Origin of the sequence: Burkholderia sp. AU27893, assembly GCF_002223205.1 — a bacterium.
Lineage (GTDB): Bacteria > Pseudomonadota > Gammaproteobacteria > Burkholderiales > Burkholderiaceae > Burkholderia.
This window is the reverse complement of record NZ_NKFD01000006.1, coordinates 58,146-70,821: the sequence shown is the minus strand read 5'-3', so window position 1 is coordinate 70,821 and position 12,676 is coordinate 58,146. Positions and strand designations below refer to the sequence as shown.

The 12,676-nt window shown below is 65.4% G+C and carries 16 protein-coding genes and 1 pseudogene; 16 read left to right on the top strand and 1 reads right to left on the bottom strand.

Annotation, left to right across the window (positions count from 1 at the left end; genetic code table 11):
• Positions 1-55: 55 nt before the first annotated feature.
• Together arsN2 and CFB47_RS37845 are read left to right on the top strand one after the other, a co-directional pair.
• A complete protein-coding gene (gene arsN2 / locus CFB47_RS37850) occupies positions 56-484 on the top strand; it encodes an arsenic resistance N-acetyltransferase ArsN2 (protein WP_027810089.1) in 429 nt (142 codons plus the stop codon).
• A gap of 186 nt (positions 485-670) precedes the next feature.
• Positions 671-880, top strand: a pseudogene (locus CFB47_RS37845) (DUF4158 domain-containing protein); the annotation flags it as partial.
• Positions 881-1,469: 589 nt separating this feature from the next.
• Here CFB47_RS37845 and CFB47_RS37840 read toward each other — a convergent pair.
• Positions 1,470-1,934, bottom strand: a complete 465-nt coding sequence (locus CFB47_RS37840; protein ID WP_027810088.1) for a hypothetical protein — start codon at positions 1,932-1,934, stop codon at positions 1,470-1,472.
• 665 nt (positions 1,935-2,599) lie between these two features.
• On the opposite strand from CFB47_RS37840, the gene CFB47_RS37835 reads away from it, so the two are divergent.
• From CFB47_RS37835 to CFB47_RS37775, 14 genes are all read left to right on the top strand, one after another.
• Positions 2,600-3,427, top strand: a complete 828-nt coding sequence (locus CFB47_RS37835; protein ID WP_027810087.1) for a DUF932 domain-containing protein — start codon at positions 2,600-2,602, stop codon at positions 3,425-3,427.
• A 73-nt stretch (positions 3,428-3,500) separates the two neighbouring features.
• Positions 3,501-4,166, top strand: coding sequence for an LPD29 domain-containing protein (locus tag CFB47_RS37830; protein ID WP_027810086.1), 666 nt, complete (start codon positions 3,501-3,503; stop codon positions 4,164-4,166).
• Between the two features lie 23 nt (positions 4,167-4,189).
• A complete protein-coding gene (locus CFB47_RS37825) occupies positions 4,190-4,471 on the top strand; it encodes a hypothetical protein (RefSeq protein WP_034175683.1) in 282 nt (93 codons plus the stop codon).
• Positions 4,472-4,582: 111 nt separating this feature from the next.
• Positions 4,583-5,044, top strand: a complete 462-nt coding sequence (locus CFB47_RS37820) for a hypothetical protein (RefSeq protein WP_027810084.1) — start codon at positions 4,583-4,585, stop codon at positions 5,042-5,044.
• A gap of 460 nt (positions 5,045-5,504) precedes the next feature.
• Positions 5,505-6,158 carry a DNA methyltransferase gene (locus tag CFB47_RS37815; RefSeq protein WP_027810083.1) on the top strand — a complete coding sequence of 218 codons (654 nt, stop codon included), beginning with the start codon at positions 5,505-5,507 and terminating at the stop codon, positions 6,156-6,158.
• 23 nt (positions 6,159-6,181) lie between these two features.
• Positions 6,182-6,688: a hypothetical protein gene (locus CFB47_RS37810; protein ID WP_027810082.1), complete on the top strand. Its 507-nt coding sequence runs from the start codon at positions 6,182-6,184 to the stop codon at positions 6,686-6,688.
• Positions 6,689-6,737: 49 nt separating this feature from the next.
• Positions 6,738-6,905 carry a hypothetical protein gene (locus CFB47_RS41430; RefSeq protein ID WP_165581456.1) on the top strand — a complete coding sequence of 56 codons (168 nt, stop codon included), beginning with the start codon at positions 6,738-6,740 and terminating at the stop codon, positions 6,903-6,905.
• A 52-nt stretch (positions 6,906-6,957) separates the two neighbouring features.
• Positions 6,958-7,146, top strand: a complete 189-nt coding sequence (locus CFB47_RS37805; RefSeq protein ID WP_027810081.1) for a hypothetical protein — start codon at positions 6,958-6,960, stop codon at positions 7,144-7,146.
• Positions 7,147-7,845: 699 nt separating this feature from the next.
• Positions 7,846-9,975, top strand: coding sequence for a ParB/RepB/Spo0J family partition protein (locus tag CFB47_RS37800; RefSeq protein ID WP_039350079.1), 2,130 nt, complete (start codon positions 7,846-7,848; stop codon positions 9,973-9,975).
• A gap of 1,043 nt (positions 9,976-11,018) precedes the next feature.
• A complete protein-coding gene (locus CFB47_RS37790) occupies positions 11,019-11,285 on the top strand; it encodes a hypothetical protein (RefSeq protein WP_027811052.1) in 267 nt (88 codons plus the stop codon).
• Positions 11,260-11,811 carry a hypothetical protein gene (locus tag CFB47_RS37785; RefSeq protein ID WP_077186813.1) on the top strand — a complete coding sequence of 184 codons (552 nt, stop codon included), beginning with the start codon at positions 11,260-11,262 and terminating at the stop codon, positions 11,809-11,811. The genes CFB47_RS37790 and CFB47_RS37785 overlap by 26 nt, the downstream gene beginning before the upstream one ends.
• Positions 11,799-12,077 (top strand): DUF3717 domain-containing protein, encoded by a 279-nt coding sequence (locus CFB47_RS37780; protein ID WP_370540367.1) that lies wholly within the window; start codon positions 11,799-11,801, stop codon positions 12,075-12,077. The genes CFB47_RS37785 and CFB47_RS37780 overlap by 13 nt, the downstream gene beginning before the upstream one ends.
• 56 nt (positions 12,078-12,133) lie before the next feature.
• On the top strand, positions 12,134-12,277 hold the full coding sequence (locus CFB47_RS41425) for a hypothetical protein (RefSeq protein ID WP_154233621.1): 144 nt from the start codon (positions 12,134-12,136) through the stop codon (positions 12,275-12,277).
• 104 nt (positions 12,278-12,381) lie between these two features.
• Positions 12,382-12,675 (top strand): type II toxin-antitoxin system RelE/ParE family toxin, encoded by a 294-nt coding sequence (locus CFB47_RS37775; RefSeq protein WP_027811055.1) that lies wholly within the window; start codon positions 12,382-12,384, stop codon positions 12,673-12,675.
• The last annotated feature ends 1 nt before the right edge of the window (position 12,676 follow it).

The following is a 12,676-nucleotide window of genomic DNA, read 5'->3' as shown; positions in this document are numbered from 1 at the left end:
GCATTGTCAATCGCATCCGAACACCCGATGCCGTCACCACCTGAGGACCGACACCATGCAACTTCGTGCAGCCGCCGTATCCGATCTGGTCTCAATCGAGACACTCCTGCGCGTGTCCAACTTGCCGACCGCCGGCGCGGCGGAACACCTAACGAACTTCGTTGTGGTGGTGAATTCCCAGGGCCTTGTCGCATGCGGCGGCATCGAATTCCACGGCAACTTCGCGCTGATCCGTTCAATCGCGGTCGCGGAACAGGCGCGAGGAGCCGGTGTGGGAAAGGCGATTGTTTCGCGATTGCTCGCGCAATGCCGCAGCCGTGCAGTCGAAGCGGTTGCCTTGCTCACGACGACGGCCGAGGACTACTTCGCAAAGGAAGGTTTCATGCGCGTCGCGCGCAACGACGTGCCTCATCTCTTGCTGGCATCCAGCCAGTTCCAGGGCGTGTGTCCGGGATCTGCTACGGTCATGTTGAAAGTGCTCTAACCCCCAATAAATACTCTTGACCTTCCGATCGTGGGAACCTCCATCACAAGAAGCGATGGAGCTGCGCTTCGCTCAGGTTCGCTTCTCTGAACATCTTGCACGATTGTCATATTTCGGTTTGCGATTGCCCGCCGAATAATTTCTCGCTACGCTGCACAGTCCGTTTTTCGCGCGGGAGTGCGGGCGATGGACCACGGACAGTTGGCGTATCTCGGCATGCGGCATTTCCCGCAAGAGCTCTCTGAGTTCGAGCTCAACATATTCTTCACGTTCTCCGCTCGCGAGCGAGCGCTGATCGATGGGCGCCGCTCGCATCTCTACCGGCTGGCAGTTGCCTTGCATCTGGGTTTCGTGCGGATGACGGGGCGCACCCTCGACGCCTACAAGCAGGTGCCCTAGCGGGGCGATCATGCTTGACTCCGAGGGACGCGGACTAGGTTCCCGCGCGCGGTGGCCAGCTTGTAGTCGCCGATGCAGCCAGACCGTCCAGGGAGCGCACTGCGATCTCTCGAACGTCGATCACTCGAATCAGATTGTCCGTCCCACCTTCTCGCGCGCGGCGGCCGGTGCCGCCGAAACACTGTATATACATCAGGGGGCTGGGGCGAGCGCAACATCCGGTCGAAATTGCAGCGGTGTCAGCCGAGCCTGGATCCGGTGGCAAGGTGCCGCGCGGGCGGCCGGCCGTACGATCGACCCTCCCGCATCCGCTCAAGTCGCTCGAGCGCCTCGACGAACACCGCCAGCGGCTCGCGCCCAACTGGTCCCCGTGCCACGTGATCAGCGCGGCGACGACCTCGTCTGCTCGATCCTCAATGGACCTTGGTCGTCTTACTGAAGGCGCGGGCAAGCCGCGCGATCCAGCGTCGCCATCCCGGCAAATGCGCGATCTGAGCTTCTGCCCGGCGTGTCGGGATTCGCGTGCGCCCGCTGTCTTTGACGATACGGTGTGGACGCATGGGTCGAATTCTCGCGTGGAACGTGTTCATTGTTCGGCCAGCTGCTCGAGCTCGTCGCATTCGCCGAAGAAATCTTGCTGTCCGGGAAGCGGCGCCGGCGGCCGGCGCACAGCGCGCGGCCGCGGATGGCCGGAACGCTTCAGTGTACGCGCGATCGCCTGCAGCTGCGCCCAGACACGGTCTGCCTCGGCGGCCGACATGGTGTCGGCCGCGACTTCGAGTGCACCGACGAGCGATTCCAGTTGCGCAGGCGCCGAGGCCAGCATCGCACGCGCCTCCGTGCGCGCCTGGCCTTCCCGGTAGACCGAGAGCCAGCGTGCGAGCCCTTCGCGTTCGTCGGGAGTTAGTGCCGCGAGCAGCTCGGGCGGTATCGGCTCGTCGGCGCGAAACGTGCCGAGCACATGTTCGCGCCGACGTCCCCTTGCACGCGGTTGCTTGGGAGGCTCGACGCGCAGCACCTTGATGAGGTTTCCCTGTTCTCGAATGAGCATCGACTCGTCTTAGATTTCACACGATCACGCCGAAGGATAGCGCAACCGCGTGTCGCGAACGACCGCGACACGCGGCACACACCTCACCAGTCTTGCGGCCGCGGCCGCAAGACGGGGCGCTCGCCGCGCGGCGAGCCGGTGCCGTCTCAACTATCCGCATTCCGCCAGTCCCCTGAGCTCGCCGTCCCAAACGCGACCGTAGCCCACCGTCGTTCGCATTCAAGGGTCCGCTCCGCCGGCCGCAGCACCCGTTCGGTGCTCGCCCTTCGGGCTGCGCTCCGCGTGCGGCTTTGCGACCGCCCTTGAACACGCCCGCCGGCAGGCTCCTTCAGTCGCGGGACGACGAACTCAGGGGACTGGCGGCAGCAGTTCTGCCGAAGTCCAGGCAGCACCGGCACAACCCCTACGTGGGGACTCGGAATCTTGGGTCCCGGTCGGCCTGAAGAGCAAACCAACCGCAGATGGAGGTCACGATGGAAACGAACCGATTGCACCATTGGATAGGAGTCCTGCACTGTGCGTACATGGAATACACGTACACGCCCTGGGATGGACGGAACTACTACCGGCGCACCGTCGCTTACGACCACGTCGTCTGGTGTTGACGGACGCCAGCGAATTCCTGAACGACTCGCATCGAACCTGAATCTTCACTGGAGAAAACCATGCAACTCGCAACCAAGTTTGGCAGTAACGCCCCGATCCTTCGCTCGAACACGCCGCTCTCCGATGACCAGATTCGTGAGGTCGCGCCGTCGATTTTCGCCGGGGACAAGCACGACTCACGGTCGGACCGATACACGTACATTCCGACCATCGAGATCCTCACGAAGCTTCGCGCAGAAGGGTTCCAGCCCTTCATGGTTTGTCAGACCCGCGTGCGCGTCGCCGCGAAGCGCGAGCATACGAAGCACATGCTCCGACTGCGGCACGCGTCGCAGGTCGCGTCGCCGGAAACCCCGGAAATCATCCTCCTCAACAGCCACGATGGGTCGAGCAGCTACCAGATGCTGGCCGGTTACTTCCGGTTCGTCTGCCAGAACGGTCTCGTATTCGGCGACACGACGCACGACATCCGGGTGCCGCACAAAGGCGACGTCGTCGACCACGTCGTCGACGGCGCGCACGAGGTGCTCGACGGGTTCGACCTGATCCGCGAATGCAAGAGCGAGATGGAAGCCGCGCAGCTTGATGAAGGCGAGCAACAGGCGTTCGCGCGGTCGGTGCTGGCTCTCCGGTACGACGTGACCGAAGCGCCCGCGCCGATCACCGAGGATCAGCTGCTTCGCGCGCGTCGTACCGAAGACAACCGCCCCGACCTCTGGACCACGTTCCAGCGCGTGCAGGAGAACGTGATCAAGGGCGGGGTGCGTGGTCGCTCGGCCACCGGCCGTCGGATGTCGACACGCGGTGTGACCGGTATCGATCAGGATCTCCGCCTGAATCGCGCCATGTGGGTGCTCGCCGAAGAGATGCGCAAGTTGAAGGGCTAACCCGAACGCGCCGGCGGCCGCCGCCGGCGCCCTCGCCTCACGTTGTCCCGTACACCATCATTCGAGGTTCAACATGTTCCATCACATTGCAGATCGCCGTACCCAAATCTCCGAGTCCGTCCGCGCGCGGGGCAGCCGGGATTCCGCAACCGCGCCCGCGGTGCTGGCCGACGTGCTGACGCTTGTCGAGACCGCGCAGTTGGTGCAGACCGTGTTGCGTGAAGGTTTCCCCGCGACGTCGTTCGCAGTGCGCGTCGCAAAGAACGAACGCGGCACGCAGCTGACCATCGACTGGACCGATGGCCCGCGAGACGTCCAGGTCGCGCGCCTTGTGATGCCGCTGCAGGCCACCCGTCTGGCCGACGGCGGCAGGCTCGAGCGGGTCGAACACTTCATGTTGACGTCCAGCGGCCGGCGGACGGTCCGCCTCGCCGCAGATCGGATCGCGCTGTCGCGACAATTCAGCGATCGCGCGGTTGAGCGTGTGCTCACGCGGCTCGCGTCGCGCTACGGCGATCGGCTGGCGCCGGACGTGCGCGCCTCGATGACGGTCGACGGATATCGCGCGGGCGACCTGCAGCTGCTCGAGGTGATCGGCGTGCATCGGGCGGGCAGCGTTCGCTCGGGATCTAACGTGCAGATGGACGTCGCCGCAATGCTTGCCGAGACGTCCGACGTGCATGGCTTTCCCCGTTCGGCCACGGCCGCGCGTCTATTCGTGCGCCGCGATGTCCACTGACCGGAGTGACCAAGGAGCGAAACATGACAGCGATCGAAACTGCAGCAATTGAAGCGGCCCGCGCGTATGGCCTTCAGCTGCGCACCGTACCGGATTGGAACGACGAGGACGGGAGCGAGTGGGCTCGTGCGCGCAAGGCTGGCCGCGAGCAGCTCCTGACGGCCTTGGCCGCCCTGAGCGACGCAGATGCATTGCACGTCATTCTGGAGAACCCTGGCATCGAGCCAGACGGCGAGACCCCGTTCGAGCTCATGAAAGTTTACGAGGTGCAGGCGTGGCGGGAGCGTCCCGACAGTTCCCGATGAGCTGACGCCGATCGTCGCGCACATGGTGATGATGGATGGTGCGCGATCTCACATTTTGCGGGCAGCCAGCCGCCGTGGTTCGGCTGCCTCGAGCACGACCAGGACGACCCAATGAATCAACTTTTCCTGAAGATGCCCAATCTGCATCGCGTCATCGACCGTGCGCACGCCGATCTGATTGCGCGCGGCGCGGCGATCGCCGCTGAATGTGGTCTAGCGCCTTGCGGGCCAGCGGGCTGGTCCAACGGCCTGCGCGACGCCGATCGTATCGCTCTGGTCGTATACCAGCCGAGGCACGGCGGCGGAGAACGGTATGGCGTGACACGATTCTTTGACGGCCAGTACGCGTCGGCCGACTGCGTGCTGCCCGAGCATGCCACGCGTGCCCTTTTGGCCGCTACGCGTGCAGAATTCGAGCGCATCTGTGCGGCCGACGCCACGCGACGTGCGGACATTCGGCTCGACGCGAGCGTTGAAGACCCGGATGGTGCATCGATCGAGCTGCTCGCGAGCGACGTCGACGTGCAGCGTCGAGATGTGCGCCTCGAGGCGCAGCAACTGGCGCTGTTCTGACGCTGCCGTACCTTAACCTGCTCGGCCGTCGTACGGGCAAGTTTGCGCGGCGGCCGCTCTCGCGGCCGCGCTGACGGAATCGCGATCGCGCCGCGCGATCGGAGATCGCCGCGGCGCTCATGACCGGGACGCAGCACCGTCGGTCCGCTACGTCCTGCAGGTCCATCCCCTTCCGTCGGCATTCCACAGCCGTCGACCTTTCAACCCGGAGCCCACGTTCGCCCGCCGTGTCCTGGCGGACGGACCGCTGCGCCGTGCGCGACGAATGTCGCACGGCGCCCCGCTCCTGCAAGGGGCTTTCGCGGCATATCCTCGCGCGCTTCGCGCACTCCGGTATTCCACGGTCCCCTTGCCCGCCATTCCCCTGCGGGCGCTCGCCAGCTCCGGGTAGCACGGTTTGCGAGCCAGATCGTTCTGGCTGTGCTCCGGCTGCCCCTATCTCAACTCTATGGAGCTGACCGTGAGCTATTTGTACAACGGCGACTGCCTGGTCGCCATGCCCAAACTCGCCCCCGAATCCGTCGACTGTATCGTGACGGACCCGCCTTACCTCGTGAATTTCCGCGATCGGAGCGGTCGCTCGATCGCGAACGACGTGAACGGCGACTGGCTGGCGCCGGCGTTCGCCGAAATGTTCCGCGTCCTGAAACGCGATGCCGTGTGCATTTCGTTCTACGGCTGGAACAAGGTCGACCTGTTTTTCGACGCCTGGAAGGCCGCCGGCTTTCGCGTGGCCGGCCACTTCGTCTTCACGAAATCCTACGCGTCCAAGGCCGGCCTGGTGAAGTACCAACACGAATCCGCCTACCTGCTCGCCAAGGGGCGGCCCGTGGCGCCGGCGGCGCCGATCGCCGACGTCATGCCGTTTCCGTACAGCGGCAATCGCCACCATCCGACCGAAAAGCCGGTCGCCGCGCTGCGCACACTCATTTCCGCTTTTACGCAGCCCGGCGACGTCGTACTGGATCCGTTCGCCGGCTCCGGCTCGACGTGCGTTGCCGCCCGCGAGCTCGGGCGCCGGTATATCGGCATCGAACTGGACGCGACCTACTTTGCGGCCGCCAAGGCGCGCCTGACGGCGCCCGTCGCCGGCGCCGCGTTGGCCGCCGCCTAAGACCCGAACAGAGGACATTCATCATGCAACTGATCGTTTCAGCCTATTCCGGTCTCGAGCAGCTCGACCATCCCCGCACGAACGAAAACGGCGACCCTGTCGACGTGTTTTGCGTCCGCCTCGACGCCGCGGCGCGGTTCCCGCACCGCGCCAGCGACCTGGACATGGCGCGTATCTACCGCTACCGGAATTCGTTCGAGTTCAGCGCCGGCACCTACGTCATGCACGACATCTTCCGCGAGCGCCTGGCCGAGCTCGCCGATTACCCGGCGATCTCGATCGGCGCCGCGCGGATCTGCCATACGAACGGCGCCATCGCGGCAAAGGACGGCCCGTTCAAGGAACTGATCGATTTCTCGATCACGTCGGGAACGATCGGCACTCGGACTTCCGCAAAGCTGGCCGACGATTTCAGTCAGTTCCTTGGGGCAATCGACGCCGATTGCGATCACCTGTTCGCCGAACTGTACCGAAATTGGTATTTCGCCTTCTGCCTGGCCGAGAACTGCGGCGCTGTGCAGCTTTCTTGACCACACGAGCGCCGGCCGCGCGCTGCGGCCGGCGCAACTGGAGAACAGCATGCCCCGATATTTGATTGATGCAATTTTGGCCGCGATCGCTGCAAACGCCTTCGGTCCCGAGATCTCGGACGTATGGGATTCCGATACGGAAATCGAAGTCCTGCCGACGTCGTTGCGTTACGCGATGCTGGAAGCGTTCCAGGCCGGCCAGTGCGCGCGGCGATAAATCCACTCGCCGGCCCCGGCTTTGCCCGGGGCCGGCCTTTCCAGAGAAACCCATGAACAAAGGCGAATTCGAAATGTTGCTGTTTGCGATCGCGCGTATCCATCTGAACATCGACACGCTTGAAACGCGTTACAGCGACCGGCTGGATTTCCACGATTGTGCCGTCTGGTGTATCCGTGCCGCATTGACCGCGGCGTACGACGCTGGCGTTATTGACGGGCGCCGAAACGCTTCGAAGTGACTCGCGGCGGCCGGCGCGCGCCTGGCGCCGGCGGTGTTCGCCGCTCGACCATGTTCCACCGCCGGCGTGGGCCCGCGGGCCCGGCCGGCGCCTGGAACGCGGAAAGCCGATTCCGTACCGCGAGATGTTCCACTGATCCGGGGCGGCCCACCCCGCCCGCATCGAGCGGCCGGCGCGGGCGGGGACTGCTCGCCCCAGCTGGCCGCGGTGGATCTTCACCGTTCCCAATATCCAGCCGGCGCGCGGCACCTTGCGCGCCCGGCTGCGCCAGGCACGCAAGCCGCAGGCACCCGCGCGCCAGAGAAACGGGCTGTCCGCTCCTGGGGCTCGGCCGCCACCGGCGTCCGGCCCCGGCGCTGGCCGCCCCGTCAGCCACGCGGCGAGCCGCGCGGAGTTCGCGCTCGGGCCGCGCGTGCGGCCCCGCGCCGGCGATGTCCGGGTCTCGGCAGCCGTCCCCGCGTTCCAGCCTCTCCCGTCGGCGCATCAGCTGCCATCGGGCCGCCTCATCCCGACGCATAGTGCGGCCCGCCGTCACCGCAAGGGTTCGCGTTGCCGCGCGCGGCGCCCGGTCGCCGGGCCTGGCGGCCGCGGCGCTGCGGCCTTGCTCGCGCCCTTGCAGTGCCTGCGCGTCCGCACTCCCCATGCGTCGAGGCGGCTCCGAATGGCAGCTTTTTCCACCCCGACGTAAAGGAGGCTTTTATGAACGCAGTGACCACCGAGATCCCGGCCCTCGCCCACGATGCGGGCGTTCCCCCCGCACCCCCCGAGGCTCACCGAACGGCAGACGAGCTGCGCGACATTCCGCTTAAACGGCTCGTCGCGTCCCCCTACAACGTGCGGCGCGTGCCGCCCACCGGCATCAAGGAACTCGCCCTCAATATCTGGAAAGTCGGTCTGCTCCAGAACCTGATCGTCCATCCAATGAAGGTCGGCGCGCGGAGGGCGCAGACGTTCGGCGCGGCCGCTGGCGAACGCCGCCGCCTCGCGCTCATCTACCTGTTCGAACACGACTACATCCCCGCCGACCACCCGGTGCGCTGCCGGGTCGTGCCGGTCGAGGACGCAGTGCTGCTGTCGGCAACCGAGAACGAAATGCGCGAGCCGATGCACCCGGCCGACGCATGCGACGCTTACCGGATTCTGGTCGAATCCGGTCGATCGATCGAGGAAATCGCGGACCTGTACGGCGTGCATCCGAAAACTGTGCAGCGCCGCCTCAAGCTCGCACGCGTCTCTCCGAAGCTGGTCGACCTGTTCCGCACCGGTGAAATCAAGCTCGATCAAATGCAGGCGCTCGCGCTGTCGGACAGTCACGACGAGCAAGAGGCCGCGTGGTTCGACGCCGAGCCGTACAACCGCGACGCGCACGCGATCCGCCGCCGCTTCGTGCGCGACGAACAGTCGTTCGTGAGCAACCGCGTCGCGAAATTCGTAGGCGTCGAGGCGTTCGAAGCGGCTGGCGGTGCCGTGCGACGCGACCTGTTCTCCGCAGCCGAGGATGCGTGGTATCGCGATCATGCGCTGATGCTGCGCCTCGCGACCGAGCAACTGGAAGCGCTCGGCGCGTCGGTGCTGGCCGAAGGCTGGGCGTGGGTGAAAGCCATGCCGGAACGCGACCATGCCACCCGGTCGCAGTTCCGCCCGGTGCTGCCGCGTCGAACGGAACCCACCGATGAGGTGGAGAAAGAACTGACAGCGATCGATCAGCGGCTGGCCGAACTCGCCCAATTTTGGGATGCCGACGAGAGAGACGACGAAGTCGCCGAGCGCGTCGAGGCGGAAGAAGAAGCGTTGACCGTGCGTCGTGACGAAATCGAAGAGTCCCTGCTCGTCTACCATCCCGACGACATGGCGCAGGCTGGGGCGCTTCTCTCGCTCGATGCTGACGGCGAGCCCGTGATCGAGCGCGGACTCGTTACGCGTGAGCCGGTTGCAGCCGCGACGACCGAAAGTGGCGAGAATGGTGACGACGATGACGACGACTCGTCAGATGGTCAGCCCGCGCGCGTCGCCGTGTCGGCTGTGAAGCCCGTGAAGGGGCCGCACTCCGAACGGCTGGCGCTGCGTCTGAACGCGCATCGCACGGCGGCCGTTGCCGCCGCCCTCGCGCAGCAGCCGCACGTCGCGCTCGCCGCGCTCGTGCACCGGCTGCTGGCGGGCGAGTACGGCCACAGTACCGAAGGCAGCGCGCTGGACGTGACGTTCCGCGACCACTCCCACACCCTGACGAAGCATGCGCCGGAACTGGACGACGACCTTGCGTTCACCATGCGCCGAGAGCAACGCCGGGTTTGGGGAGGCGTAATCCCCCACGACAGCGACGCGCTGCTGCGCTGGCTGATCGAGCAGACCGACGAGCGCCTGCAGCTGATCCTCGCGCAGTACGTCGCGGCGAGCGTGGACAGCGTGCGCCCGGACGAGCGGCCGCACGCGATCAACGCGCTGATCCCGGCGCTCGGGCTGAATCTCGCGGATGCGTGGCAACCGACGAAGGCGGGATATTTCGACCATGTTTCGAAGGATCGGATCGTGGACGTCGTGAGCGCGGCCGTGTCGCCTTCCGATGCGATGCGCGTGGCGAAGCTCAAGAAGGGGGACGCGGCGACAGAGGCCGAACGGCTGATCGGGGGGCGCGGCTGGTTGCCTGAGCATTTCGCGAAGGCCGAAGTCGTGCGGGTGAAGCTGTGGGACGTTCCGGCGAAGGCGTCGGATGCCGAGGCGAGCGCTGAGGAAGCGGAGCCCGACGCCCGTGCTCTGGCCGTGTCGGCCGACGACGTGCGCGACGATGCCGCTGTAGCGGAAGGCAAAGGCATGCCGCCGCGAGATTGACCGGATCGACGCCAGCGGGTGCGTTACGCCCGCTGGCGCAGTGTGCCGGTCAGTGTCCTTCGGCGGGCCGTCCGCAGCATGATGATCTACTCCCGAAAGTTCTCACTTTTCGATTCTCTGCCGCTCCCGTAAAGGATCACCTTTCCGATGCTGCGCATGCGCGCCCGTCGCTGTGGCGCATGCGCTGGCGGCACTTTCCTGACTCGCTGCTGGGGCGTCTCCCTCCGCTTCGCTCCGGGCCGGGCTTTCGCGCTGCGCGTCGAGCCCCGCTGCGCGTGTCTCGCCCCTGACGGGCTTCAATCCCTGACGTCTGCGCGCCGTGCCGGCGCTGCGCGCTTCGCTTGCTCGTGGAGTACGCGCCCGCTACGCGCGGGCGGACAGCAGGTCTAGCGGCCGGCTACGCCGGCCGAGGGGGCGCGGGGCCGGCTGCCCCGCGCCGTGTGCGCGATCCGGTCGGGGAAACCGCGTGGTTGCGCTCCATCCTTTTGCGCCGGGTTAAGCGCGTGGATCTGCCATTGGGAGCCGCCCCTTTTCGACGCATAGCGCGGGCGGGCACGGGCGCAAGGGTAAAGCCTGCGCTTCGCTCCGCCCACGTCCTCACCCGTTCGGTGCTCGGCTACGCCTGCGCTCCGCATGCGGCCTCCGGGCGCGCCCTTGCACCCGTGCCCGCCCGCGCTAAACCCGCGTCGAGGCGGCTCCCAATGGCAGATCCACAACCCGACACAAAAGGACGAAATCGTGAGCACAACCACCCCCGACCGAATCACGCACACACGCGCGGGCGTTCCCCCCGCACCCCCCGAGGCTCACCGCCAGGCAGGCATTCGACACACGAAAAATCGCCTGCGCGCGACCGCCGCGCACTGGCTCGGCTGCCCGGTCGATGCCCCCATTCGCGTTTTGTACCGCTGGACCCGCCCTGATGACGACGCGCGCGCTGTGCGGCTCGAAACGAGGACCGACGGTTGCGCTCAGCGCATCACCCTGTTTCGCCTTTCGTCCGGCGCGTGGTCGCCGGTTTGGCAATAACCCGGAGACTCACGATGAGCTACGAGACTGACGAACTGATGATCGAAGGTATCACCGAAGGATTTTTCGCAATTGCGTGTTCCGAACGTGCTGCGTCCTCCATCGGGGTACATCATGGCGACGATGGCGAACTGGCATTTACGCTGCCCACGATCGACTGGACTGCGTGGCAAATCAATGTCGCGATCATGATCTACGAAAAGGCGTACGCGCGCGGCGAGCGCTACGGCGCCGCGAGCGCTCAACGCGTCGTTCGTGAAGCGCTCGGCATCTTCCATTGACCCACTTGCCGGCGCGCAGAAGCTGGCGCGCCGATCGGAGCGAGCTGTGAAAAATGATCGCCCTCCCATCGACAGTTTCGATTTTGCCCTCGAAGCGCGCATACAGCTTGCGCTGCACGGCATCGCCGCGATTGCCGGAAACCAGTGGAACGCGGAGCAGCACTTGATTGACGCCGTTATCTGCGCCCGAGAGAGCGGTGTGCGCGCGTGCCGCGAAGGGTCCGACATGTCGCTGATGCTGGCGGACGAGCCCACTCTTCTTCCGTATTGGGATGACGGCTTCGAAGCCGAGGAATGCGGTCGGGTCGTCTGGTTTGGAGAATGGTTCAGCGACATGGACGGATTGAACGAAACGCGCCCGAGCGTGAGCCTGACCCGGCACGGCTATGTCCCCGCCCTCGAAGTGTCTCATCGTGGCGGCGATTGCGAGCCGAACACCGGCCATCCACGCGAGACGCTTCAGGAGGCGATCGGTGCCGCCAAGGAAATGGAGTCGCGCTGGCACTTCGACGAATGTATCGACTAACCTGCGTGCGCCGTGTACACGGCGCACTCCACGGAGCGAAAACGATGAACAGCACAACAGTTTTGCATATCGAGCAGATCGAGCGCGCGATCAACATTTGGCGCGCACGCCAACCGAGCGTAGACGGTGATCCAATCCTGTGCCGCGAAGCGCGGATTCTTGCCGAACCCTACGCGCTGATGATCGTGAACCGCGCGACGCAGATCGACGCGGCGCACTTGTCGGACACGCAACGCGCCGCGTTCGACGGCGCGTTTTCGAAATAACGCGTCATCGACGCGACCCGCATTCGATTTAGCCGGAGTTCGCGAAGGAGAATGACATGCAGGCACAGTGGGCGATCACCTACAAGACAGAGACTGGATTCGACGTCGAGATCATCGACGCAAGCAGCTTCGAAGAGGCTTGGAGCCGTGCGGAAGCGCCTTTTGGGTCGCAGCTTGTAGAAGTCGAGCGCGTCGCGTGAAAACCGTACCCCCTTCGACGGGCGCATTTCGCGTCGCCGGGGCGTTCAGCCGGCACCCAGAATGCATCTTGAAATCGTGTATCCTATGGGATACTATATAGGATATGAGAATCGAGCAGACAGACGACTTCGCGAAATGGTTGCGCGGCCTACGCGATCACATCGCGCGCGCGCAGATCGCCAAGCGGATTCAACGGCTCGCGCGCGGCCAATATGGGGACATGAAGCCGGTGGGTGCCGGAGTGAGCGAAATGCGCGTGCACGTCGGCCCCGGCTATCGCGTCTACTTTGTCCAACGAGGCTCAACGCTCGTCGTCCTGCTATGCGGTGGCGACAAGTCAACGCAGCAGCGCGACATTGAGCGTGCTATCGCGCTTTCGGCGCAATTGGGAGATTGAC

What these genes read in the sequence shown, in the direction of transcription:
- CFB47_RS37840 (WP_027810088.1), bottom strand. Translation starts at nt 1,934, where the DNA reads ATGCTCATTCGAGAACAGGGAAACCTCATCAAGGTGCTGCGCGTCGAG.
- CFB47_RS41430 (WP_165581456.1), top strand. Translation starts at nt 6,738, where the DNA reads ATGCCCCGATATTTGATTGATGCAATTTTGGCCGCGATCGCTGCAAAC.
- CFB47_RS37800 (WP_039350079.1), top strand. Translation starts at nt 7,846, where the DNA reads ATGAACGCAGTGACCACCGAGATCCCGGCCCTCGCCCACGATGCGGGC.
- arsN2 (WP_027810089.1), top strand. Translation starts at nt 56, where the DNA reads ATGCAACTTCGTGCAGCCGCCGTATCCGATCTGGTCTCAATCGAGACA.
- CFB47_RS37830 (WP_027810086.1), top strand. Translation starts at nt 3,501, where the DNA reads ATGTTCCATCACATTGCAGATCGCCGTACCCAAATCTCCGAGTCCGTC.
- CFB47_RS37835 (WP_027810087.1), top strand. Translation starts at nt 2,600, where the DNA reads ATGCAACTCGCAACCAAGTTTGGCAGTAACGCCCCGATCCTTCGCTCG.
- CFB47_RS37810 (WP_027810082.1), top strand. Translation starts at nt 6,182, where the DNA reads ATGCAACTGATCGTTTCAGCCTATTCCGGTCTCGAGCAGCTCGACCAT.
- CFB47_RS41425 (WP_154233621.1), top strand. Translation starts at nt 12,134, where the DNA reads ATGCAGGCACAGTGGGCGATCACCTACAAGACAGAGACTGGATTCGAC.
- CFB47_RS37775 (WP_027811055.1), top strand. Translation starts at nt 12,382, where the DNA reads ATGAGAATCGAGCAGACAGACGACTTCGCGAAATGGTTGCGCGGCCTA.
- CFB47_RS37780 (WP_370540367.1), top strand. Translation starts at nt 11,799, where the DNA reads ATGTATCGACTAACCTGCGTGCGCCGTGTACACGGCGCACTCCACGGA.
- CFB47_RS37790 (WP_027811052.1), top strand. Translation starts at nt 11,019, where the DNA reads ATGAGCTACGAGACTGACGAACTGATGATCGAAGGTATCACCGAAGGA.
- CFB47_RS37805 (WP_027810081.1), top strand. Translation starts at nt 6,958, where the DNA reads ATGAACAAAGGCGAATTCGAAATGTTGCTGTTTGCGATCGCGCGTATC.
- CFB47_RS37825 (WP_034175683.1), top strand. Translation starts at nt 4,190, where the DNA reads ATGACAGCGATCGAAACTGCAGCAATTGAAGCGGCCCGCGCGTATGGC.
- CFB47_RS37820 (WP_027810084.1), top strand. Translation starts at nt 4,583, where the DNA reads ATGAATCAACTTTTCCTGAAGATGCCCAATCTGCATCGCGTCATCGAC.